The sequence below is a fragment of the Luteibacter pinisoli genome, from assembly GCF_006385595.1.
Taxonomy (GTDB): Bacteria; Pseudomonadota; Gammaproteobacteria; order Xanthomonadales; family Rhodanobacteraceae; genus Luteibacter; species Luteibacter pinisoli.
Window position 1 is genome coordinate 3,622,448 of record NZ_CP041046.1, and the last position, 20,426, is coordinate 3,642,873.

At 66.9% G+C, this 20,426-nt stretch carries 17 protein-coding genes; 8 read left to right on the forward strand and 9 right to left on the reverse strand.

Annotation, left to right across the window (positions count from 1 at the left end; all coding sequences use genetic code 11):
* Positions 1-10: 10 nt before the first annotated feature.
* The 3 genes from secD to tgt form a co-directional block, all read right to left on the reverse strand.
* On the reverse strand, positions 11-1,885 hold the full coding sequence (gene secD / locus FIV34_RS16540; protein ID WP_139984625.1) for a protein translocase subunit SecD: 1,875 nt from the start codon (positions 1,883-1,885) through the stop codon (positions 11-13).
* A gap of 60 nt (positions 1,886-1,945) precedes the next feature.
* Positions 1,946-2,284 carry a preprotein translocase subunit YajC gene (gene yajC, locus FIV34_RS16545; protein ID WP_139984626.1) on the reverse strand — a complete coding sequence of 113 codons (339 nt, stop codon included), beginning with the start codon at positions 2,282-2,284 and terminating at the stop codon, positions 1,946-1,948.
* A gap of 140 nt (positions 2,285-2,424) precedes the next feature.
* Entirely contained in the window at positions 2,425-3,558 is a 1,134-nt protein-coding gene (gene tgt / locus FIV34_RS16550) for a tRNA guanosine(34) transglycosylase Tgt (protein WP_139984627.1), read from the reverse strand.
* Positions 3,559-3,683: 125 nt separating this feature from the next.
* Between tgt and fliK the strand changes: the two genes are divergently transcribed.
* Both fliK and FIV34_RS16560 read left to right on the forward strand, forming a co-directional pair.
* Positions 3,684-4,853 (forward strand): flagellar hook-length control protein FliK, encoded by a 1,170-nt coding sequence (gene fliK, locus FIV34_RS16555; protein WP_139984628.1) that lies wholly within the window; start codon positions 3,684-3,686, stop codon positions 4,851-4,853.
* On the forward strand, positions 4,850-5,113 hold the full coding sequence (locus FIV34_RS16560) for a flagellar biosynthesis protein (RefSeq protein ID WP_139984629.1): 264 nt from the start codon (positions 4,850-4,852) through the stop codon (positions 5,111-5,113). Before fliK ends, FIV34_RS16560 begins: the two co-directional genes overlap by 4 nt.
* Before the next feature lie 40 nt (positions 5,114-5,153).
* On the opposite strand, the gene murD is transcribed toward FIV34_RS16560, so the two are convergent.
* From murD to FIV34_RS16575, 3 genes are read right to left on the reverse strand one after another with little or no spacing between them, the layout of a single operon-like run.
* Positions 5,154-6,506 carry a UDP-N-acetylmuramoyl-L-alanine--D-glutamate ligase gene (gene murD, locus FIV34_RS16565; protein WP_139984630.1) on the reverse strand — a complete coding sequence of 451 codons (1,353 nt, stop codon included), beginning with the start codon at positions 6,504-6,506 and terminating at the stop codon, positions 5,154-5,156.
* The gene (gene murL, locus FIV34_RS16570; protein WP_139986031.1) at positions 6,493-7,833 is read right to left on the reverse strand and encodes a UDP-N-acetyl-alpha-D-muramoyl-L-alanyl-L-glutamate epimerase; all 1,341 of its coding nucleotides are present in this window, start codon (positions 7,831-7,833) and stop codon (positions 6,493-6,495) included. Before murL ends, murD begins: the two co-directional genes overlap by 14 nt.
* Before the next feature lie 5 nt (positions 7,834-7,838).
* Positions 7,839-10,400, reverse strand: a complete 2,562-nt coding sequence (locus tag FIV34_RS16575; protein WP_139986034.1) for a bifunctional aspartate kinase/diaminopimelate decarboxylase — start codon at positions 10,398-10,400, stop codon at positions 7,839-7,841.
* A gap of 147 nt (positions 10,401-10,547) precedes the next feature.
* Here FIV34_RS16575 and FIV34_RS16580 point away from each other — a divergent pair, with 147 nt between their 5' ends.
* The 5 genes from FIV34_RS16580 to FIV34_RS16600 all read left to right on the forward strand — a co-directional run bounded on the left by FIV34_RS16580 (position 10,548) and on the right by FIV34_RS16600 (position 16,898).
* Positions 10,548-11,861 carry an APC family permease gene (locus FIV34_RS16580; protein WP_139984631.1) on the forward strand — a complete coding sequence of 438 codons (1,314 nt, stop codon included), beginning with the start codon at positions 10,548-10,550 and terminating at the stop codon, positions 11,859-11,861.
* 47 nt (positions 11,862-11,908) lie between these two features.
* Complete coding sequence (locus FIV34_RS16585) at positions 11,909-12,460, forward strand: (2Fe-2S)-binding protein (RefSeq protein ID WP_139984632.1); 552 nt, start codon at positions 11,909-11,911, stop codon at positions 12,458-12,460.
* Positions 12,457-14,733: a xanthine dehydrogenase family protein molybdopterin-binding subunit gene (locus tag FIV34_RS16590; protein WP_139984633.1), complete on the forward strand. Its 2,277-nt coding sequence runs from the start codon at positions 12,457-12,459 to the stop codon at positions 14,731-14,733. The genes FIV34_RS16585 and FIV34_RS16590 overlap by 4 nt, the downstream gene beginning before the upstream one ends.
* 32 nt (positions 14,734-14,765) lie before the next feature.
* Positions 14,766-15,530: a class I SAM-dependent methyltransferase gene (locus tag FIV34_RS16595; protein WP_139984634.1), complete on the forward strand. Its 765-nt coding sequence runs from the start codon at positions 14,766-14,768 to the stop codon at positions 15,528-15,530.
* 84 nt (positions 15,531-15,614) lie between these two features.
* On the forward strand, positions 15,615-16,898 hold the full coding sequence (locus tag FIV34_RS16600; RefSeq protein WP_139984635.1) for a polyhydroxyalkanoate depolymerase: 1,284 nt from the start codon (positions 15,615-15,617) through the stop codon (positions 16,896-16,898).
* A 1-nt stretch (position 16,899) separates the two neighbouring features.
* On the opposite strand, the gene FIV34_RS16605 is transcribed toward FIV34_RS16600, so the two are convergent.
* Together FIV34_RS16605 and FIV34_RS16610 are read right to left on the reverse strand one after the other, a co-directional pair.
* The gene (locus FIV34_RS16605; RefSeq protein WP_139984636.1) at positions 16,900-18,003 is read right to left on the reverse strand and encodes an SLC13 family permease; all 1,104 of its coding nucleotides are present in this window, start codon (positions 18,001-18,003) and stop codon (positions 16,900-16,902) included.
* A gap of 63 nt (positions 18,004-18,066) precedes the next feature.
* A complete protein-coding gene (locus tag FIV34_RS16610) occupies positions 18,067-18,843 on the reverse strand; it encodes a DUF4097 family beta strand repeat-containing protein (RefSeq protein WP_139984637.1) in 777 nt (258 codons plus the stop codon).
* Between the two features lie 168 nt (positions 18,844-19,011).
* Between FIV34_RS16610 and FIV34_RS16615 the strand changes: the two genes are divergently transcribed.
* Positions 19,012-19,530: a hypothetical protein gene (locus FIV34_RS16615; RefSeq protein ID WP_139984638.1), complete on the forward strand. Its 519-nt coding sequence runs from the start codon at positions 19,012-19,014 to the stop codon at positions 19,528-19,530.
* Positions 19,531-19,628: 98 nt separating this feature from the next.
* Here FIV34_RS16615 and mazG read toward each other — a convergent pair whose 3' ends face one another.
* Positions 19,629-20,426 (reverse strand): nucleoside triphosphate pyrophosphohydrolase, encoded by a 798-nt coding sequence (mazG, locus tag FIV34_RS16620; RefSeq protein ID WP_139984639.1) that lies wholly within the window; start codon positions 20,424-20,426, stop codon positions 19,629-19,631.

The following is a 20,426-nucleotide window of genomic DNA, read 5'->3' on the forward strand; positions in this document are numbered from 1 at the left end:
GTATTCCCCCTCAGACCGACAGGGTCTTGAGCTTGCGGCCGCCGTGGATCAGCGCCGTGATGGCATGGGTGACGGTCACCGAGGTGAACATCGAGGTGAGGATACCGATAAACAGGGTGACGCCGAAGCCCTTGATCGGACCCGAACCCATGGTCATCAGACCCAGCGCGGCAAGCAGGTGGGTCACGTTCGCATCAAGAATGGTCGCCCACGCCTTGTCGTAACCGGTGCGGATGGACGCCAGCGGCGACGAGCCGTTGCGCAGCTCCTCTCGGATGCGTTCGCAGATCAGCACGTTCGCATCGATCGCCATACCCAACGTCAGCACGATACCGGCGATACCCGGCATGGTGAGGGTGACGCCGATAGCCGACATAACGGCCACGAGCAGCACCAGGTTGAGGAACAGGGCGATGTCGGCGACGATGCCGAACAGTTTGTAGTAGATGGCGGCCGCGACGAGCACAAGACCCAGGCCCAGCATCACAGCCTTGAAGCCCTTGTCGATGTTGTCCGCGCCGAGGCTCGGGCCAATGACGCTTTCACCGACGATATCGACCGGAGCGGCCAGTGAGCCGCCTCGCAGGAGCAGCGCCAATTCGGAGGCTTCTGCATCCGAACGAAGACCATTGGTCTGGAACTGCTTGCCAAGAGGCCCTTGAATCGTCGCGTAACTGATCACCTCTTCGCTAATCTTGGGCGTCTTTATTTCTTTTCCGTCAACAACCTTCGATTCCAGCGTGCGGGTGATATAAAGCACCGCCATCGGCTTTCCGATGTTGTCCGAGCTGAATTCCTGCATCTTGCGAGCGCCTGCGGAATTCAATGTGACCAGGACATTTGGCGTGCCATTCTGGGTATCACGCCCGGAGACGGCAGTGACCAACTCGTCGCCACTTGCGATGACCTTCTTGCTGAGCAACCGAGGAATATGGTCCTGGTCAAAATACAGCTTGGCATCAGGCGGAACGCTGCCCGAACGGGCTGCATCCATCGCCTGCTGCGAGGTATACAAGCCCGCACGGTACTGCAGCGTAGCGGTGGCACCGATGATCTTCTTGGCCTCGGCAGTATCCTGCACGCCGGCGAGTTCGACGATGATCTGGTTGGCACCCTGCTGCTGGATCAGCGGCTCGGACACACCCAACTGGTTCACGCGCTGGCGCAGCGTCGTGACGTTCTGGGTAATGGTCCCCTGCGCTAGATCGCGCAGTTTTGCAGGCTTGACCACGGCATTCAGCACGAAACGATTACCGCTGGATTCGCCATCGTTGACGACGAGATCCGGGTAGTCGGCACCAATCAGCGCAGCCGCCTTCTGGCGATCGGCCTCGGTACGCGCCACCACGTTCACGCCCTGACCGCGCGCGTTACGCGAGACGGCATCGTACTGAACGCCCTTGTCATGGAGCAGGGCGCGGATATCGTCCGTGTAGCGAGTCTCCTGCGTATCGATAACTGCGTTTTGGTCCACTTCCATAAGGAAGTGCACGCCGCCCTGCAGATCGAGGCCCAGCGGCATCGAGTTAGCGTTGAGCGAACGCAGCCACGACGGCACGGTGGAAGCGAGGTTCAGCGCCACCGTGTAGTCGTCGCCCAGGCCCGTGCGCAGGGCATCGGATGCCTTGGCCTGCTGATCGATATTGCCGAAGCGCGCCAACAGGCGGCCATCCTTTTCATTCACATCGATAGACGATGCCGGCACCTTCGCGGTGGCCAGCAGGGTGTCGACCTTGCTCTTCAGGGTCGCGTCAACCGCCGCGCCACGGTTGCCCGAAATCTGCACCGCCGGCTGGGGCGGGAAGACGTTCGGCAGCGCGTAGACGATGCCGACGAGCAACACGATCAAGACCAGCGCGTACTTCCAGCGTGGAAAATCACTCATGCCTTACATTCCATGGGTGCGGCCGACTCGCGGCCGCGGCTGACGCGTCTGAGACAAAACTCAGTTCTTCTTGAGGCTGCCCTTCGGCAGCACCTGGGTGACGGCACCCTTCTGCATCTGGACGACCACGCCCGGTGCGATTTCCACCTTGACGAAGGCGTCGCCCACTTCCTCGATGCGGCCGGCGAGACCACCGTTCATCACCACCTCGTCGCCCTTGGCCAGGGCGGACAGGAGGGCGCGGTGCTCCTTCTGACGCTTCATCTGCGGGCGGATCATCATGAAATAGAAGATGCCGAACAGCACGGCCATCATGATCAGCGGGGAAAGGCCAAACGCGCCCTGCGGGGCGGCAGCCGGGGCGGCCTGGGCAATGGCGGCGTAAGTCACAGGGCTCATCAGATTTCTCGCAAGTCATGGAACGGTCTAGGAAAAGCGACCGTTCACGTAAAAAGATCGTGGATTATGCCACGCCCCCCGGCGGCGGTGTACCGCACCCGTCCAAGGCTTTGGGGGCGCCGTGGGCGCCCTGCAAGGCCTTACTGCCCGTCGACTTCCGCCTTGCGGCGTGCGGCATAGAACGCTGCCACGAAATCGTCGAGGGTGCCGGCCTCGATGGCGCCACGGAGGCCGCTCATCAGCCGCTGATAGTGACGCAGGTTGTGCATCGTGGCCAGCTGACTGCCGAGGATTTCATTGCAGCGGTCGAGATGGCGTAGATACGCGCGGCTGAAGCCGTTGGCGCAGGCGTAGCAGTCGCAGCCTTCCTCGATCACCCGGGTGTCGGTGGCGAACTTCGCATTGCGGATCCGCAAGGTGCCTTCGTCGGTGAACAGGAAGCCATTGCGCGCGTTACGTGTCGGCATCACGCAATCGAACATGTCGATGCCACGGCGCACGGCCTCCACGATGTCTTCCGGCCGGCCGACGCCCATGAGGTAGCGCGGGCGGTCCTTCGGCAGCAGCGGGAGGGTGAAGTCCAGCGTGTGGTTGCGCTCGGCCTCGGGCTCGCCGACGGCCAGGCCACCCACGGCGTAGCCATCGAAGCCGATATCGACCAGCTGCTCGACGGAACGGCGACGCAGGTTCTCGAACGTGCTGCCCTGGACGATGCCGAACAGGTTGTTCGGGTTCTTCAGGTCGTTGAACGCCCGGCGCGAACGCTCGGCCCAGCGCAGGCTGAGCTCCATCGAGTCCGAGGCCACCTTCTCCGTGGCCGGATACGGCGTGCACTCGTCGAAGATCATGGCCACGTCCGAATCCAGCACCGTCTGGATCTCCATGGAGACCTCGGGCGACAGGAACACCTTCGAACCATCCACCGGCGAGGCAAACGTGACGCCTTCTTCGGTGATCTTGCGCTTATGTGCCAGCGAAAAGACCTGGAAGCCACCGGAATCGGTAAGGATCGGCTTGTTCCAGCCAATGAACTTATGCAGGCCGCCGAACTTGCCGACGATATCCAGGCCGGGACGCAGGAAGAGATGGAAAGTGTTGCCAAGGATGATCTCGGCGCCGGTGTCCAGGACATCGCGCGGGGTCATGGCCTTGACCGAGCCATAGGTGCCCACCGGCATGAAGGCCGGGGTTTCCACGGTGCCACGGCCGAAGCGCAGGCGCCCGCGCCGCGCCGCGCCATCGGTGGCGAGGAGTTCGAAAGGGAGGTTACTCATCCAACCATTCTAACCCGTCTGGCCGAGGGGCCCTCACCTAAAGCTTTTCCCGTGTCAGCCGATTCTTACGATCACAGGAGCGCACCCAATGCAGGGTGCCGCCCAGGCCCCCGGAGGACCTGCCCTTGATCATCCAGCCGACCAGCCTCGCCGCCCAGCTTTGGGCCGGTGCGGCCGCGGGTACCACGGTAACGGCCGCTGCCACCCAGACCTGGGCGGTGGGGCAGTTGCTGTCTGCCCGCCTGCTGGGCCAGATGGACACGGGGAAGATCCTCCTCGATATCGGCGGCATGCCGGTGGAAGCGGACGCCACGGGCACCTCCCTGCCCCAGCAGTTCCAGGTGCGGGTGATGACCCAGGGGCCGCAGCCCCAGCTGGAAGTGATGCTGGGCAACCAGACCGAACAAGTCGCCATGCAGGGCCTGCGCGAGCGCCTGCCCCAGCAGAACGGCTACTCGCAGCTTTTGAGCGTGCTTTCCGCGCTGGCCCGCCGGCCGGTGGCCCGGGTGTTGCCCGAGCCGCTGCGTACGGCCCTGGCCACGCTGGAAGCATCGATCAGCAAGCCGGAAGACGTGAGCACGCCGGACGGCATGAAGCAGGCGATCGCCAAGAGTGGCGCGTTCCTCGAAGCGCAGCTGGCCGAGCCGCACCACGAGACGCCGGCCACCGACGACTTCAAGGCGGCGCTGTTGAACCTGCGCCGCGCCCTCACCGACATTCCGCAGACGCGCCAGGCCATGATCCAGGCCCCGTCGCGTCCGTTTACCGACACCCCGCCCCCGCTCGCCCAGCGTGCCCTCGTGGCGCAGCCGCGCGCCGAGGAACTGCTCGCCGAAGAGGCCGACGCGGACGGCCTGGTATCGCATCTGCGCACCGATGTGCGCGCCGCCGTGGCCCGCGTTGAAATCGGCCAGCTGGAATCGCAGCCGCAGGCTGGCCTGTGGATGGTCGAGATTCCGCTGACCGGCGTGCGTGGCTACGACGTGCTCCAACTGCGCATCGAGGAAGGCAAGCCCGGTCCGGGCGAACCGGAAGGCATGTGGACCGTGGGCTTTGCCATCGATCCGCCGACGCTGGGCGCCGTGCAGGGCGAAGTGCAACTGCGTGGCATGCGTGTCTCGGTGCGCCTGTGGGCGCAGTACGCCGAAACCGTCGGGCGCCTGGAAAACGAATTCAATACGCTGCGCCGCGTGCTCGAGAAGAGCAACCTGCAGCTCGACCACTTCGCCTGCATGCATGGCTTGCCGGTACCGACCAGCGCTTACAGCTCGGTCCTTCTCGAAGCACGCGCATGACCCAGTCCCTTCCGAATCCCCGGCGCAGCGTGACGCTGCGACTGGCCACGCCCAGCAGCAACGGCAACACCCAGCGCATCGACGCCGACGGTGTGAAAGCCTTGCTCGAGCGCGCGCAGGCCCTCGGCCTTGCGCCGCAGCTGGATCCGCAGATCGCCACGCTGCTGGCGGCGGTTCGCCTGCGCGAGGATGTGCCGAAGGAGTTGTATGCGGCGCTGGCGGCGGTGGTGGGGACGTTGCTTAACGCTACGCACGATTAGGCGGGCGTGGGGCGAAAGATGTCGCCCACAGGGTGGGCTCCTACAAAATGCCTAGGCCCTGGATGGTGGCGGCTCGGGGTTCGAAGCCTGCGAGTTCGGCGAAGCGCTTGCCGCGTTCTGCGTAATCCTTGAACTGATCGAAGCTGGGTGCGCCGGGTGAGAGCACCACGGTGCCCTGGCCCTGCAGCGCATTCCGCGCGACGCCCACCGCGGCGGCAAGGTCGGTGGCGCGGAATACGTTGGCGACGCCTGCGGCTTCCAGTGCATCGGCGATGCGCGGGCCATTCCTGCCCTGGCAGAGGATGGCGTCGGGCGCCTGCACGCGCATGGCCTCGACGAACACCGTCCAGTCCAGCCCGCGGTCATGGCCGCCGACGATCAGCGCGACATGCGCGTCATGCACGCTCTCCAGCGCGGCGAGGCTCGCCAGCGGCGTGGTGCTGATGGAGTCGTTGATCCAGCGCAGGCCTCCCCGCTCGCCCAGCGGCTGCAGGCGATGCGGCAGCGGCACGAACGTGGACAGCGCCGGCGCGGCAGCCAGCGCATCAAGCCCCATCAATTCCAGCGCCGCCAGCGCGGCGCACGCGTTGATCGCGTTATGCAGCCCCGGCGCGCTGACACGATCCACGGCCAGTACATCGACCGGGCCACGACGAATCCAGCCATCGGCCACGTGCCAGCCCGCCGCGTCATCAAACGTATTCAGGCCCGGATGGTCGGCCGCGCGCGCCAGCAGCGCCGGCTGCATCGCGTTGACCAACACGCGCGCGGAAGCGGCGAGCAGTTTCAGCTTGTCGTCGACATAGCGCTCGCGCGAGCCATGCCAGTCGAGGTGTTCTTCATACAGGCTGGTGACGACACCGAGGTCGACGCCGAGCGCCTCGCTGGTCTGGAAGCTCGACAGCTCGATCACCCACAGATCCGCTTCACCGTCGTCGAGTTCAAGCAACGGCAAGCCGATATTGCCGGCCAGCGCGGTGCGCACGCCCAGCGAACGGGCGAGGTGCGCGATCAGCGCCGACGTCGTGCTCTTGCCCTTGGTGCCGGTCACGGCGACCGAACGCGTACCGGCATGGCCACCGAACCACAATGCCGTGCCCGAGGTGAAGCGCGTACCTGCGGCCTGCGCGCCGAGCAGTTCAGGCTTGTAGGCCGAAATACCAGGCGACTTGATGACGATGTCGTAGGACGACAAGGCGACGGCATCGGGGGCGACGGCATGGACGACGGCATGCGGATACGCCGCGCGCGCTGACTCCGCCTCGTCCGCGCCGAGGTACACATCGACGCCCTGCCCCGGCAGCCTCAGCGCCAGCGCATCGAGCGCAGCGCGGCCTTCGCGGCCAAAACCCCAGACCGCGACGCGCTTGCCGGCAAGATCAGCCCAGAGCATCCAGCGCTCCGAGCAGGCGCGACGGCACCAGGTGCGACGCGCCCGGCTTCAGCCAGGGCTCGAGGGCCAGTTCGGACACATCCAGCTGGGGAAGGATCTCGCGGCGGAAGCGCGCCACCAGGGCGTCTTCCTGCCAATCCGGCTTGCCCGACAGCGCGTACATGGCCGCACGCGCCTCGGCACCTTCGCCGACGCATTCGAAGGGCTTGTGATCGTGGAACTCGAGCAGTGCGTCGAACGCACTGGCCAGCTCTTCGTCATCGAGAAGATTGCGGCCGAAGATCTGCACCAGGCGCGGCTTGGCCATGAACGGCGCCAGCGCGAGGAAGACAAAGTGGCACTTCGGGCACTGGCCGCACCAGCGGTCCGCCGGCTTGGGGCCGAGGATGCGGAAGTTGCGGTTGCAGCTGGAAAACACACCGAAGTACTCGCCGCCCAGCCGCGCGAACGCACTGGTCACAGCCAGCTCGGACCACGGGCGCAGCAGCGAGCAGTAATCAAGGTCGGCGGCGACGTGCGAGTGCACGTAATCGTGGAAGGTCTTCTCAAAACCGAAGCCCTTGCTCCACTGATGGTTCACTTCCTGGCCTTCGTATTCCAGCGTGGCCACCGACGCGGACCGCTCGTTGGCAAACACGATGGAGTCGTAGCCGTAAAGCACCGAGGCCACGACGAGGATGGCCGAGTTGATGGCGGTGACCGGGATGTGCCCGTTCCACGCACCCAGGCGATTCAGTTCGAACAGGCCCGGCGCCAGCTCGCGCGAGATGTTCAGCGTGGACAGGCCGGTGCGCGCGGCGCACTCGGCGATCAGCGGCGAATTACCCACCCACACCGCCGTGGCGTCGGCGCCGATGGACTTCACCGCCTCCACCGCCACCACCGAATCCTTGCCGCCACCGATCGGCAGCAGCGAGCGCTTCGGCAGGCCGATGGCCGGCGCCTTGCCCGGTGCCGCGCCGTTGTGCGGGAAGCGGATGCGGCTGCGCAGGTCCAGCTTGTTGCGGTAGGCGAACTCGGCCAGCCCGTGCAGGTAGAGCGCGTCGAACATCGACGCGCCCTCCTCGTCCAGCGGTGCGCCTTCCACCACGATGGACGGCGGAATACCGGCCTTGTAGTAGCTGACACCCGCGACCAGGTGGAGCAGGCGCAGGGCAGCCGCGAAGGCGGCCTCGCGCCCGGCCGGAATCGCCGGCGCACCGGGGAAGGTGATCCGTTCCACCAGTTCCGGGCCGTCGTCGAACGCGTACGCCAGCTCGGCAACGCCATCGGCGTAGGCGTGGCGAACGAAACGAAAGCGCTGGCTTTCGCGTGGATCGGCGAGCACGGTGGTCACGGCAAAAGCACCTCGTCGGCTGCGTCGCGCAGGTTGTAGCGCGACGCCATCACGGCGCCGTAGGCGCCTCCCTGTGCAATAAGTATCACGTCATCCTCAAACGATTCGGGCAGCCGACGGTCGGATCCAAGGATATCGCCTGACTCGCAGATCGGGCCCACCACCTGGTACATCGTGGTGGCCGCCTCGCCAAAGCGCGACAGGTTGGCGATCTCGTGCCACGCATCGTAAAGCGCGGGGCGGATCAGGCTGTTCATGCCGGTATCGAGGCCCAGGTAGCGCACCTGGCTGCCCTTTTCCTTTTCCTGGGTGACCTTGGCCAGCAACACGCCCGCATCGGCCACCAGGAAGCGGCCCGGCTCCACCCATACCTGGAACTGCGGGTAGGCCTGGCGCACGGCCATCAGCACGCGATCAAGCGCCAGCATGTCCAGTTCGGTTTCGCCCGGGTGCGAGGGCACGCCGAGGCCGCCACCGATGTTCAGGACGGTGATGGTGCCGATGCGCTCGGCCAGCGCCGCGAGCTGCGAGTAGACCTCGCCCCAGTGCGCCGCATCGAGGATGCCCGAGCCCAGATGGGCATGCAGGCCGATGACCCGCGCGCCGGCATCGTCGGCCAGGCGCAGGAAACGGTCCACCTGCTCGATCGGCACGCCGAACTTGCTGCCGGTGCCGCCGGTCTTCACCTTCTGGTGGTGGCCCAGGCCGCGGCCCAGGTCCACGCGCAGCACGATGTCGCGGCCACGGAACAGGTCGCCCCAGTGCTCGATCGGATGCAGCGCGTCGATGGTGATGGTGGCGCGGGTTTTCAGCGCCGCCTCGAAATCGCGGCGTGCGGCGAAGTTGGGCGTGAACAGCAGCGGCGCGCTCTCGGGCACCGCCGCCGAAACGGCTTCGAGCTCGCCGGGCGACACGCATTCAAACGCGAAGCCTTCTTCCGCGAGCACCTTGAGGATGCCGGGATGGGTGTTGGCCTTCACCGCGTAATGCGCGCGATCCACGGCACGCAGCGCCTTCACCTTGCGCGCCTGCGCGCGGACGGTCGGCAGGTGGTAGGCGTAACGCGGCGTGCGCTCTTCCGCCAGCTGCAGCAGGCGCGAGCGCTCCGCGTGCCACCAGGCATTCGCCGGCAACGCGACTTCACCGCTGCCGTAGAGCGTCTGCCACGCCGGGCCGAACACCATGCTGTCGTCGGTGCGCAACGCACCGGCGCCGATCAGCAGTTCATGCAGGCGCGGCAGCATCTCGTCGACCACGTCCTCGTCCACCACGAAGGTGAGGTTGAGGTTGTTCGACGACTGCGAGATGAGGTGCACGCGCAGCTGGCCAAATTCCGCCAGCACGGCAGAGAGTTTGTGCAGCATCGAACGCATGCCGCGGCCGACCAGGGTAATGGCCGCGCACGGCGCGATGACCTTGACCCGGCACACGCGTGCCAGGTCGGCGGCGAGTGCGGCGATCGCGTCGGAATCGAGCAGGTTTTCGGTCGGGTCGAGCGACACCGTCACGTTGGTTTCCGCCGAGCCGATCAGGTCCACCGACAGGCCGTGGCGCTTGAACGCGTCGAACACGTCGGCAAGGAAGCCGACCTGCTGCCACATGCCCACCGATTCCATCGACACCAGGGTGATGCCCTTGCGTGCGCTGATCGCCTTGATGCTCGGCGCGTGTTCGCGCACTTCGGGGCCGATCACCGTACCTTCCAGTTCCGGACGGTTGGTGTCCTTCACCAGCAGCGGCACACGCGGCTCGCGCAGCGGCGAGAGGCAGCGCGGGTGCAGCACCTTGGCGCCGGTGGAGGCAATTTCCTGGGCTTCTTCGTAGTCCAGGCGCTGCAGCAGGCGGGCACCGGCCACCTGGCGCGGGTTGGCCGTGAACATGCCGGCCACGTCCGTCCAGATTTCCACGCGCGATGCCGCGAGCAACGCACCGAAGTACGCCGCGGACGTGTCCGAACCACCACGGCCAAGCAGCACCGTGCGGCCGGCGTCGTCGCGGGCGATGAAGCCCTGGGTGATGAACACCTCGCCGCGCTCGGCCAGGGTGGCCGACAACGCGGGATCCGGGTGCGGCTCGACCATGGCCGACAGCAGGCGGGTCCGCTCGTTCTGGTTGGGCAACGCCACCGCGTGCAGGCACTCGCGCGCATCCAGCCAGCGCGTCGGCAGGCCGTTCGCGCTGAGGAAGGCCGCGCCCAGCGCGCTCGACATCAGCTCGCCGTGCGCCTGCACGGCCGCCTGCCAGGCCAGCTCGCCGAGGTCGGCCGCGCCGGTCTCGGCCAGGCGGGCCAGGTCGGCCAGGCGCTCGCCAAGGGTTTCCGGCAAGGAGAGCGACATCTCACCGAGGAGGGCGTGGTGGCGATCGGCCAGTGCGGAGGCCGCATCCGAGCGGCGTTTGGGTTCCGTGTGCGTGCAAAGCTGTTTCAGGCCGTCGGTGATACCGGACAGGGCCGAGACCACGATCAGCACGCGTGCGCCTTCGGCGCGGCGGCTGGCGGCCAGCTCAAGGATGTTTTGCCAGCGGGCGGCGGTAGCTACCGACGTACCGCCGAACTTCATGACGATCCAGGGCGCGTTGACGGGCAACGGCGCGATTGCGTTTTCGCTCACGGTTCTCTTTATGCGGTTGGTGGGGAAATCCCCCGGAGTGTTGCGCCGCAACGGAAAAAAGGCAACGCTGCAACCCTCCCGTCGCCTGAGCCACCCATGGACAATCCCGGATACGCCCGCCGCATCAATCTCATGGACGCCGCACTTATCGTGGTGGGCGGCATCATCGGCGGCGGCATCTTCCTGAATCCGGGCATCGCCGCCCAGCGCACGAGTTCCGGCTGGATGCTGCTGGCCCTGTGGGTGGCGGGTGGCCTGCTCACCCTGGTCGGCTGCCTGTGCTACGCCGAACTCGGCGCCCGCCGCCCCCAGGCCGGCGGCAGCTACGTGTACCTGCGCGAGGCCTTCGGCAAGCTCGCCGGCTTCCTCTTCGGCTGGACGATGCTGCTGGTGATCTACAGCGGCAGCAGCGCCGCGGTGGCCACCATCTTCGGCAGCTACGCCACCTCGGTGTTCGGCCTGCCGCCCGACCTGGTGAAGCCGCTGGCCGTGGGCGCGCTGGTCTTCGTCACCGGCATCAACCTGTTCGGCATCCGCCTGGGTGCGCAGGTGCAGAACGTGTTCGCGATCCTGAAACTGGCGGCCATCGCCGTGCTGGTGGTGACGGGGCTGGCGTTCGCCGGCGCCGGTACGTCGGCAGCCATGGCGCCCAGCCCCAGCGCCGTCACGGGCGACCTGGCCGGCGCCCTGCTCCCGGTGCTGTTCGCCTTCTCCGGCTTCAGCTACCTCAACAACCTGGCCGGTGAAGTGCGCGACCCGCAACGCACCCTGCCCCGCGCGCTCGTGCTCGGCATGCTGATCGTCATCGCCGCGTACGTGCTCACCAACTACGCCTACCTGGCGGTGCTCGGCCACGACGGCCTGGCCGCCAGCCAGGCCCCGGCGGCGGATGTGATGAGCCGCGTGTTCGGCGCCGCGGGCGCGAAGATCATCGCCATCGGCATCGCCATTTCGACGCTGGGCTTCTGCAATATCACCCTGGTGGCCGGTGCCCGCGTGCTGCAGGTCATGGGCGAGGACGGGCTTTTCTTCGCCAGCGTGGCCCGCCTGCATCCGCGCCACCGCACGCCCAACATCGCGCTGGCGGCGCTCTCGGGCTGGGCCATCGTGCTGGTGCTGCTGGCCAATTACGGCCAGCTGCTCGATTTCGCTGCGTTCGGTGACTGGGCCGCCTATGCGGTCACCATCGCCACCTTGTTCTGGTATCGCCGCCACGTGAAGGAGCGGCCCAGCTTCGTCACCCCGGCCTATCCGCTGCTGCCGCTGCTGTTCATGGCCACGGTGATCGGCGTGGTCATCGCCTACACGCTCTCCAAGCCGCTGAGCGCGGGCGTGGTCTGCGCCGTGGTGGTCGCGGGCCTGCCCGTCTACGCCGTCTGGCAACGCCTGTTCAGTAAAGTGGCTCGCTGAACGAGGGCCCGGATGCCACAATGGCCCGGTTAAGCTGAGGAAAGCAGATGGCACAGCAAGGCCCGACGTCTCCCGTACCCGTTCCCACCAAGCAGGGCGCCACTGACGTCCCGCCCAAGCCCGTACGCGAAGGCATCGACCTGATCGTCAACAATGAGCGCTTCCGCCACACCGGCGACACGGCGATGCCGTTGTTGTGGTACCTGCGCGACGTGCTCCGCCTCACCGGCGCCAAATACGGGTGCGACCAGGGCGACTGCGGTTTTTGCACGGTCATCGTCGACGGCAAGGCCGTCGCCAGCTGCCAGACGAAGATGGAAGGGATGTCGGGCAAGCGCGTCACCACCGTCGAGGGCCTCGCCGACAAGGACGGCACCCTGCACCCCGTGCAGCAGGCCTGGGTCGACGAAGACGCGATCATGTGCGGCTTCTGCCAGCCCGGCCAGATCATGGCCGCGGTGGACCTGCTCAACCGCCAGAAGAATCCCTCCGATGCCGACATCGACAAGATCGGCAACCTCTGCCGCTGCGGCAGCTACGGCCGCATCCGCAAGGCGATCAAGCGCGCCGCGGGCACCATGAAGGACAAAAAGGCATGAGTGGCGAGATCCGTCTCTCCCGCCGTCGCTTCCTGACCTACGCCGTGGGCGCGGCGGGTGCGCTGATGGTTGGCATCGGCAGCGCCGAAGCCGCCGAGCGCCCGGTCCCGCTGAGCCTGCTCGGCGACGCATGGTCCCAGGTGGGCCCCTACCTGCGCGTGGCGCAGGACGGCCGCATCTTCATTGGCGTGCGCGATCCGGATAACGGCGAAGGTACCGCCACGTCGCTGGCGCGGATCATCGCCGAGGAAATGGACGCCGACTGGGCCACCGTCGTGGTGGAGAACCTCGGCCTGGGTGTCGAAGCCGGCAACGGCGAACCGAAATTCATCTACGGCCGCCAGCGCAGCGGCGACGCCACCAGCATTCCCGCCGCGTGGGCCGACCTGCGCCAGGCGGGCGCCCTCGCCCGCTGGCTGCTGCTGCAGGCCGCGGCGCGCCGCCTTGGCGTGCCGGCCGAACAGTTGCGCGGCGAAAGCGGCATGGCCATTGCCGCCGATGGCCGCCGCATCCCTTACGGCGACCTCGCCACGGCCGCCGCCAGCATCGACGCGCCCACCAGCGCGCCGCCCGTGAAGGCGGCCGAGCGCTACCAGCTGATCGGCCAGCCCGCGGGCGATGTCGACGCACGCGCGGTCGTCACCGGCACGCTGCGCTACGCGGCGGACGAAATGATCGGCGAACCCGTCGTGGCCGTGCTGGCCCGCTGCCCGTATCCGGGCGGCACGCTGGACACCGCCGACCGCGATGCGGCCAGCAAGGTCCAGGGCGTCTTCGCCGTCGTCGATATCACCCCCGAGACGGGCCAGGCCGCGGGCATGGCCGTGCAGGCGCCCGCGCTCGCCGTCATCGCCGCCGATACCTGGGCCGCCCTGAAAGGCCGTGAAGCCCTCAAGGCCACGTGGAAGCCCGGCGCCACGACGGAACCGAACAACGGCGACCTCGAAAAGAAAGCCTTCGCGCTCTTTGACGACGACACCGCGACGCCGACCACCGTGCGCAACGATGGCGACATCGCCACCGCGCGCAAGAAGGCGGCACGCGCGCTGGAAGCCACCTACGTACAGCCGTGGATGGCGCACGCCACCGCGGAAACGCCGAACTGCCTGGTCCGGCTGGATCCGGACACCCGCATCACCGTCATCGCGGCCTCGCAGTCGCCGCGCCAGGCGTACACCGTGGTGCAGCGGATGACGGGATTCCGCCCCGACCAGATCGACATTCGGGTGCCTCGCGGCGGTGGCGGCTTTGGTCGCCGCCTGGAGCAGGATTACATCGCCGAGGCCGTCGCCGTGGCGATGGCGAAGAAGCCGCAGGAAATCCAGAACCGCTCCGTGCGCGTGCTGTGGACCCGCGACGACGACCTGGCCCGCGACTTTTACCGTCCGCTGGCCGTGCATCGCCTCAACGCCTCGCTGGACCGCAAGCAGGCCATCGTCGGCTGGCACCAGCGCATGGCCAGCCCCTCGGCCCTCGTCGGCCGGGCGACACCACAAGATCGCCTGTGGCAGTCCGAGCTCGTCGCCGATGCCTTGCCGGCGGGCCTGGTGCCAAACTTTCGCAGCGACTACTACCCGCTGGATTCCCTGCTCGCGCGCGGTGAATGGCGCGGCTCGCCGCACGTGACGCCGACCTTCGCCAGCGAAAGCTTCATCGACGAACTCGCCCACTCGGTGAAGGCCAATCCGCTGGATTTCCGCCTCAAGCTGCTCGGCGACGCCCGCCAGCTGCCGTACAACGGCCGCGGTGGCCCGATCGACACGGCGCGGCTGGCCAACGTGCTCAAGCTGGCGGCTGACAAACTCGACTGGAGCCGCTGGCTGCGCAGCGAGAACGGCCTCGGCATCGCCTGTGCCTACGTGTTTGGCGCTTATGTAGCGCATGCCATCGAGGTGGCGCCCACCGCCGACGGCATCGACATCAAGCGCGTGGTCTGCGTGGCGGACGTGGGCCGCGCGATCAACCCGCTGGGCCTTGCCGCCCAGCTCGAGGGCGCCACCCTCGATGCGCTTTCCACCGCCCTCAACCTGGCCATCACGGTGAAGGACGGTAAGGTGCAGCAGGTGGGCTTCAAGGATTACCCGGTAGCGGCCACCCAGCCGATGCCCTATGAGGTGGAGACGGTGATCGTGCCCTCCACGGTGGAACCGACGGGTGCCAGCGTCATCGGCGTGCCGTCCGCGGCGCCGGCGCTTGCCAACGCCGTGTTCCGGGCCACCGCGGTGCGCGTGCGCAGGCTACCCCTGCTGCGCGAACTGGCCCGCCTGCGCTAAGCCACACCCCGTCCCCGTCCCCGAGGTACCGCATGTCCACTGCATCGTTCACCTCGGGCCAGCCCGCCACGCGAACCGACGCCGACCTGATCGCCGGCAACAAGCGCTTTTACGACGCGCTGTGGGCTGACGCCCACCTGTGCCCGCCCGAACGCTTCAACACCTGGCCGCTGGTGGCCGAGCTGGCGGCACGCACCACCCGCCGGCTGGAAGTGGCCCCGGGCCTGCGCCCGCGGCTGCCGCTGACGGACACGCAGTTCGTCGACCTATCGCGCCCGGCCCTGGCCGAGCTGCGCCGCCACGGGGCCCGCGTGGCCAATGCCATGATCGGCGCCCTGCCGTTCCAGGACGCGAGCTTTGATTTCGTCTGCGCGTTCGACATCCTCGAGCACGTGGTGGATGACGAGGGCGCGCTGGGCGAGCTGACCCGCGTGGCCGCCCCGGGCGCCAGCCTGCTGCTGTCCGTGCCGCTGCATCCGGAAGCGTGGACGGCCTTCGATGACTTCGTCGGCCATTACCGCCGCTATGAGCCGGAGACCATCCGCGCCCTGCTAGCCCGGCACGGTTTCACCATCGAACGCAGCGCCGTCTACGGCATGCAGCCCAAATCCTCGAAGCTGCTGGACCTGGGCCAGTGGTTCCTCACCCACCAGCGCACCCGCGCCATGTGGTGGTACAACCGGGTATTCATGCCGCTGGGCATGCGCTTCCAGAAGCCGCTGGACTTCAAACCCGGCTTCGATCCGGCCCCCGGGGTGGACGAAGTCCTGCTGGTCTGCCGCAAGGCCGGGACTTAAATCGAGCAAAAACAGGGGCTTTACACATGGCGCGGCGCAACTGGTTATGATGCGCCACCCTCCCCGTCCCCGGATTGAAGCGGCATGCTCTATTTGATGCACGAATGGCAGCGCTCCATGCTCAGCCCGTTGTCTTACTGGGCTGAAGCTGGCGCCAAGATGTTTGGCGACATGGCCAGCCCGTTTGCCCGGATGCCCGGGGCCGATCGCGCCGCTGCCGGCTACGAGCTCATGTACCGGCTCGGCAAGGCGTACGAAAAGCCCGAATTCGATATCCATACCGTCCATGCCCACGGGCATGACGTGGCCATCGTCGAACAGGTGGCGATGAGCAAGCCGTTCTGCACGCTGAAGCGCTTCAAGCGCTTCTCGGACGACCCGGCCACCGTCGACACGATGAAGCACGACCCAGCGGTGCTGGTCGTCGCCCCGCTCTCCGGCCACCACAGCACGCTGCTGCGCGATACCGTGCGCACGCTGCTGCGCGACCACAAGGTGTACATCACCGACTGGGTGGATGCGCGCATGGTGCCGCTGGACGCCGGCTCGTTCTCGCTGGCCGACTACGTCTCCTACATCGAAGACTTCATCCGCCACGTGGGCGTGCATCGCGCGCACGTGGTCTCCGTGTGCCAGCCGACCGTGCCGGTGCTTGCCGCCGTGTCGCTGATGGCGGCGCGCGGCGAAGCCACGCCGACCACCCTCACGCTGATGGGCGGCCCGATCGACACGCGCAAGAGCCCCACCAGCGTGGATAACCTGGCCACCACGCGTCCGCTGTCGTGGTTCCGCAACCAGCTGATCCATAAGGTGCCGTACCAGTACCCCGGCGCCGGCCGCGACGTGTACCCCGGTTTCCTGCAGCACGCGGGCTTCCTCGCCATGAACCCCAGCCGCCACGTCATGTCGCACTGGGATTTCTACGAGAACCTGCGCAAGGGCGACCTCGACGACGCCGAGCAGCATCGCAAGTTCTACGACGAATACAACGCCGTGCTCGACATGCCGGCCGAGTACTACCTGGATACGATCGAAACCGTGTTCCAGGAGCACCGCCTGCCGAAGGGCACGTGGGACGTCCACGGCGAGCGCGTGCAGCCGGCGAAGATCAAGGACACCGCCCTGCTCACCATCGAAGGCGAGCTCGACGATATCTCCGGCCTCGGCCAGACCGAAGCCGCGCATGGCCTGTGCAAAGGTATCGCGAAGAAGCGCAAGAAGCACATCACCATCGAAGGCGCGGGCCACTACGGCATCTTCAGCGGCCGCCGCTGGCGCGACGTGGTCTACCCGGACGTGCGTGACTTCATCCGCGCGTACGACAAGGGCAACAGCAACACCGGCGAGAAAGGCATCCGCAAGGGCTGATCTACAGCAGCAGCCAGGTAACGAAGCCCATCACCAGGAAGAAGGGTACCGACCACAGGTGGAAGGTACCCCAGGCTTTCTTCTCGCCCAGCAGCCTGAGCGCGATGAGATTGGCCAGTGAGCCCAGGATGAAACCGAACCCACCCACGTTGACGCCCCACGCCAGCGTGCGCCAGTCGTGCGAGTACTCCGCCAGCAGGATCGCCGCCGGCACGTTGCTCACCACCTGCGATGCCAGTGCGCCGGTGGCGAACAGGTGCAGCGGCTGATGCAGGTCCAGCGCGCCCAGCCAGCCCCTCACGATGTCCAGGCCAGCCAGCATGCGCAGGTCGATGAACATCAGCACGAAGGTGAGCAGCAGGCCCCAGTCGATCGCCGCCAGGATCGTCCGGCGTACAAACGCGAACACCAGCACGACACCGGCCAGGCCCCACGCCACGTGATGCGCATCGGCCAGGAACAGGAACGGCACGTAGAGCACCGCGGCGATGACCAGCAGGCGCTTGTCGAGGCCACCCTCGGCCTTTTCATGCACCTGCAGCGGCGTTGACGGAAAGGCGCAGGCCGTGAGCGCCAGCAGCAACGCCAGCGCGATGGCGACGACCGGCAACATCGCCCACACGAAGCCGCCGAAACTGACGCCCCACTGCTGCCAGAGGAACAGGTTCTGCGGATTGCCGATGGGCGTGAGCATCGAGCCAGCGTTCACCGCCAGCGCTTCGAACACCACCAGCCGGGTGGCCGGCATGCGCGCGATACGGCACATGCTCAATGTCAGCGGCACCATGACGAACAGCGAGACATCGTTGGTCAGCAGCATCGACAGCAGCGCCGTCGCGGCCACCAGGCCCAGCGCGGCAAGCCGTCGCGTCGCGGTGTGGTCGATCAGCCATTGGCCGGCATGCGCCAGCGCGCCGCTCTGCTCTACCGCCTTGGTGAGGATGAGCAGGCCGGTCAGCGCGGCGATCGTCGGCCAGTCGACCAGCGCGGGCCAGCTCGCCACGCGCGAAGGCATGGCCACCGCGAAAACGATGGCCACGCCAAGGAGCACAAGGAAAAACACATCGCGGCGCAGGTGGCGCAGCGACTCAGGCAACCAGGTCATCCGATCGAATCCAGCCAGCAGTCGATCGGATGATATCCGGTCCCTATGTGGTCGAACCGTCGCTTAGTCCGCCTTGCTCGGCAGGTCGAGCTTGCCGGTGACGCCCTTCTTGTCGATGTCGCCGCTGCCCAGCGTGCGCACGGTGAGATTGCCCTTCACGCCGTCCACGTCGAGATCGCCCGAACCAATGGTGCCCACCTCGACGTCGCCGGTGATGTCCTTCAGCTTCGCATCGCCCGAGCCGACGGTGCCGATATGGACGCCACCGGTGATGTCGCTGGCTTCGAGGTCGCCGGAGCCGACGCTGTCGATCTTCACCGAACCGCTGCGACGGATCTTGAGATCGCCCGAGCCGACCGTGCTGCTGACGTTGCCCTTCACGCCGTCCACGTCGAGATCACCCGAACCCACGGCGCTGTCCAGCGAGGCCACGTTGCGAACGTGCGCGTCGCCCGAACCGACGTTGACGGTGATCGGCAGGTTGCCCGGCACGCTGGCCGAGACCTTCAGGTACGAGTAGTTGCTACCCATGCCGAAGTGCCAGTTGCCTTCGTTCTTGTTCTTCAGCTCGACGACCAGGGTGTCGCCCTGCTTCGACTGTTCCACCACCAGGTTGTCCGCCGCTTCCTGGCTGGACGCGCAGGCACGGCCATGGACGCCGGGCTTGCCGCCGGCCGCGCCGTCGACCGTCAGGTCGTGGGAATTCGTGACGAAGCGCACGCTATGCACGCCGGACAGATCGAGGTCCAGGTTGCGGTCCGCGTGGAACTTGCACTGCGGTTCATCGGCCATCGCGGCCGCCGGCGCGAGCAGCAGCGCGGCAAAAATCAGGTGACGCATGGGTAGTGCCCTCCGTTGGTAGTCCTGTACACCGGCTATGGATGCCTCCCGGGCGCGGAAGGTTGCATTCGTGTTTTCACACGAAACTGACTATGCGGCAACAGGGTCGTCAACCGCGAACGGCCAGCGGCGTTTTTCCCCCTGCAAGCCCAACCCGGAGAACCACCCATGTCACGCAAGACCCTGCTCGTCAGCGCCGCCTCCCTCATCCTTGCCGGTTCGGCCGCCTTCGCTTACGCGCAGGATGCCGCCCCCAAGGCCCCGGCCGCCCCCGCGGCCAAGTCAGCCCAGCAGGGCCCGCAGCGCGACGGTGGCCCGAAGTGGGGCCATGGTGGCCCGGGCGGCCGCGGCGGTGAACACGGCCAGTGGGGCCACGGCCACGGCCGCGAGATGGGCGGCGTCATCGGTGACCTGCGTGGTCTCGAGCGTCTCTACATCATGAGCGGCCGCGCGAAGGAACTGCCGGCGCTGTACAACGACGTGCTGGCCAAGTCGCAGAACCCGATGGTGCGTGACTACGCCTACCGTCACCTGGCCCGCGCCCAGATGGCCCCGACCAATGTCGACGCCGCCATCGCCACGATGAAGAAGAGCCTCGACGAAAGCCTGGCCAACGACCAGAAGCGTCACCAGGAGATGGAGGCGTTCAAGCAGCGCATGCAGGCGCGTAGCGCAGGCGCGCAATAAGGTAAATGTAGGAGCGCACCCTGTGCGCGACATCTTTCGCGAAAGAGCCGCAGGCCCTGTTCCTTCCCCGCGAAAGCTGTCGCCCACAGGGTGGGCTCCTACGGTTTTGGCTCCGTGCGCTTGACGCGGATCCAGAGCTGCTCCTGCTCCTCAAGCGAATACGCCGACAACGTCCGCCCTTCGCTTTCCGCCAGCGCTTCCATGCCGCGGAAACGCCGTTCGAATTTCTGGTTCGCGCCCCGTAGTGCACGCGACACATCCACCTTCGCATGGCGTGCAAGGTTGGCGGCGACGAACAGCAGGTCGCCGATTTCATCCGCCAGCCGTTCGTCGTCGGCACCCTGCTCGAACTCATGGCGGACTTCGTCGAGTTCCTCGGCGAGCTTTTCCAGCACGGGCTTGTAATCCGGCCAGTCGAAACCGGTGTTCGCCGCGCGCTTCTGCAGTTTCACCGCGCGCTGCCATTCGGGCAGGCCACGCGAGATGCCCGCCAGGGCGCTGGCGTCGTCGCCGCCTTTCGCCTTGCGCTCTTCGGCCTTGAGCCGGTCCCAGTCGCGTGAACGGGCCGCGTCGCTGGCGTGCGTGACGTCGGCGAACACGTGGGGATGCCGGCGCCGCATCTTGTCGCAGATCGCTTCCACCACATCACCAAAACCAAACTCGCCGGCTTCTTCCGCCATGCGTGCATGGAACACCACCTGCAGCAGCAGGTCGCCCAGTTCATCGCGCAGGTCGTGCATGTCGCTGCGGTCGATCGCATCGGCCACCTCGTACGCCTCTTCGATCGTGTAGGGCGCGATCGTGGCGAAGGTCTGCTTCACGTCCCAGGGGCAACCGTTCTCCGGATCGCGCAGGCGCGCCATGATCGCGATGAGGTCGTCGATGGGTCGGGCCAT

Excerpts from the sequence above, each read along its gene's own strand:
- mazG (WP_139984639.1), bottom strand. The coding sequence starts at position 20,426 with ATGGCCCGACCCATCGACGACCTCATCGCGATCATGGCGCGCCTGCGC.
- tgt (WP_139984627.1), bottom strand. The coding sequence starts at position 3,558 with ATGAGTAACCTCCCTTTCGAACTCCTCGCCACCGATGGCGCGGCGCGG.
- FIV34_RS16580 (WP_139984631.1), top strand. The coding sequence starts at position 10,548 with ATGGACAATCCCGGATACGCCCGCCGCATCAATCTCATGGACGCCGCA.
- FIV34_RS16590 (WP_139984633.1), top strand. The coding sequence starts at position 12,457 with ATGAGTGGCGAGATCCGTCTCTCCCGCCGTCGCTTCCTGACCTACGCC.
- murD (WP_139984630.1), bottom strand. The coding sequence starts at position 6,506 with ATGCTCTGGGCTGATCTTGCCGGCAAGCGCGTCGCGGTCTGGGGTTTT.
- FIV34_RS16615 (WP_139984638.1), top strand. The coding sequence starts at position 19,012 with ATGTCACGCAAGACCCTGCTCGTCAGCGCCGCCTCCCTCATCCTTGCC.
- FIV34_RS16595 (WP_139984634.1), top strand. The coding sequence starts at position 14,766 with ATGTCCACTGCATCGTTCACCTCGGGCCAGCCCGCCACGCGAACCGAC.
- secD (WP_139984625.1), bottom strand. The coding sequence starts at position 1,885 with ATGAGTGATTTTCCACGCTGGAAGTACGCGCTGGTCTTGATCGTGTTG.
- yajC (WP_139984626.1), bottom strand. The coding sequence starts at position 2,284 with ATGAGCCCTGTGACTTACGCCGCCATTGCCCAGGCCGCCCCGGCTGCC.
- FIV34_RS16560 (WP_139984629.1), top strand. The coding sequence starts at position 4,850 with ATGACCCAGTCCCTTCCGAATCCCCGGCGCAGCGTGACGCTGCGACTG.
- FIV34_RS16605 (WP_139984636.1), bottom strand. The coding sequence starts at position 18,003 with ATGACCTGGTTGCCTGAGTCGCTGCGCCACCTGCGCCGCGATGTGTTT.
- FIV34_RS16610 (WP_139984637.1), bottom strand. The coding sequence starts at position 18,843 with ATGCGTCACCTGATTTTTGCCGCGCTGCTGCTCGCGCCGGCGGCCGCG.
- FIV34_RS16575 (WP_139986034.1), bottom strand. The coding sequence starts at position 10,400 with ATGAAGTTCGGCGGTACGTCGGTAGCTACCGCCGCCCGCTGGCAAAAC.
- FIV34_RS16585 (WP_139984632.1), top strand. The coding sequence starts at position 11,909 with ATGGCACAGCAAGGCCCGACGTCTCCCGTACCCGTTCCCACCAAGCAG.
- FIV34_RS16600 (WP_139984635.1), top strand. The coding sequence starts at position 15,615 with ATGCTCTATTTGATGCACGAATGGCAGCGCTCCATGCTCAGCCCGTTG.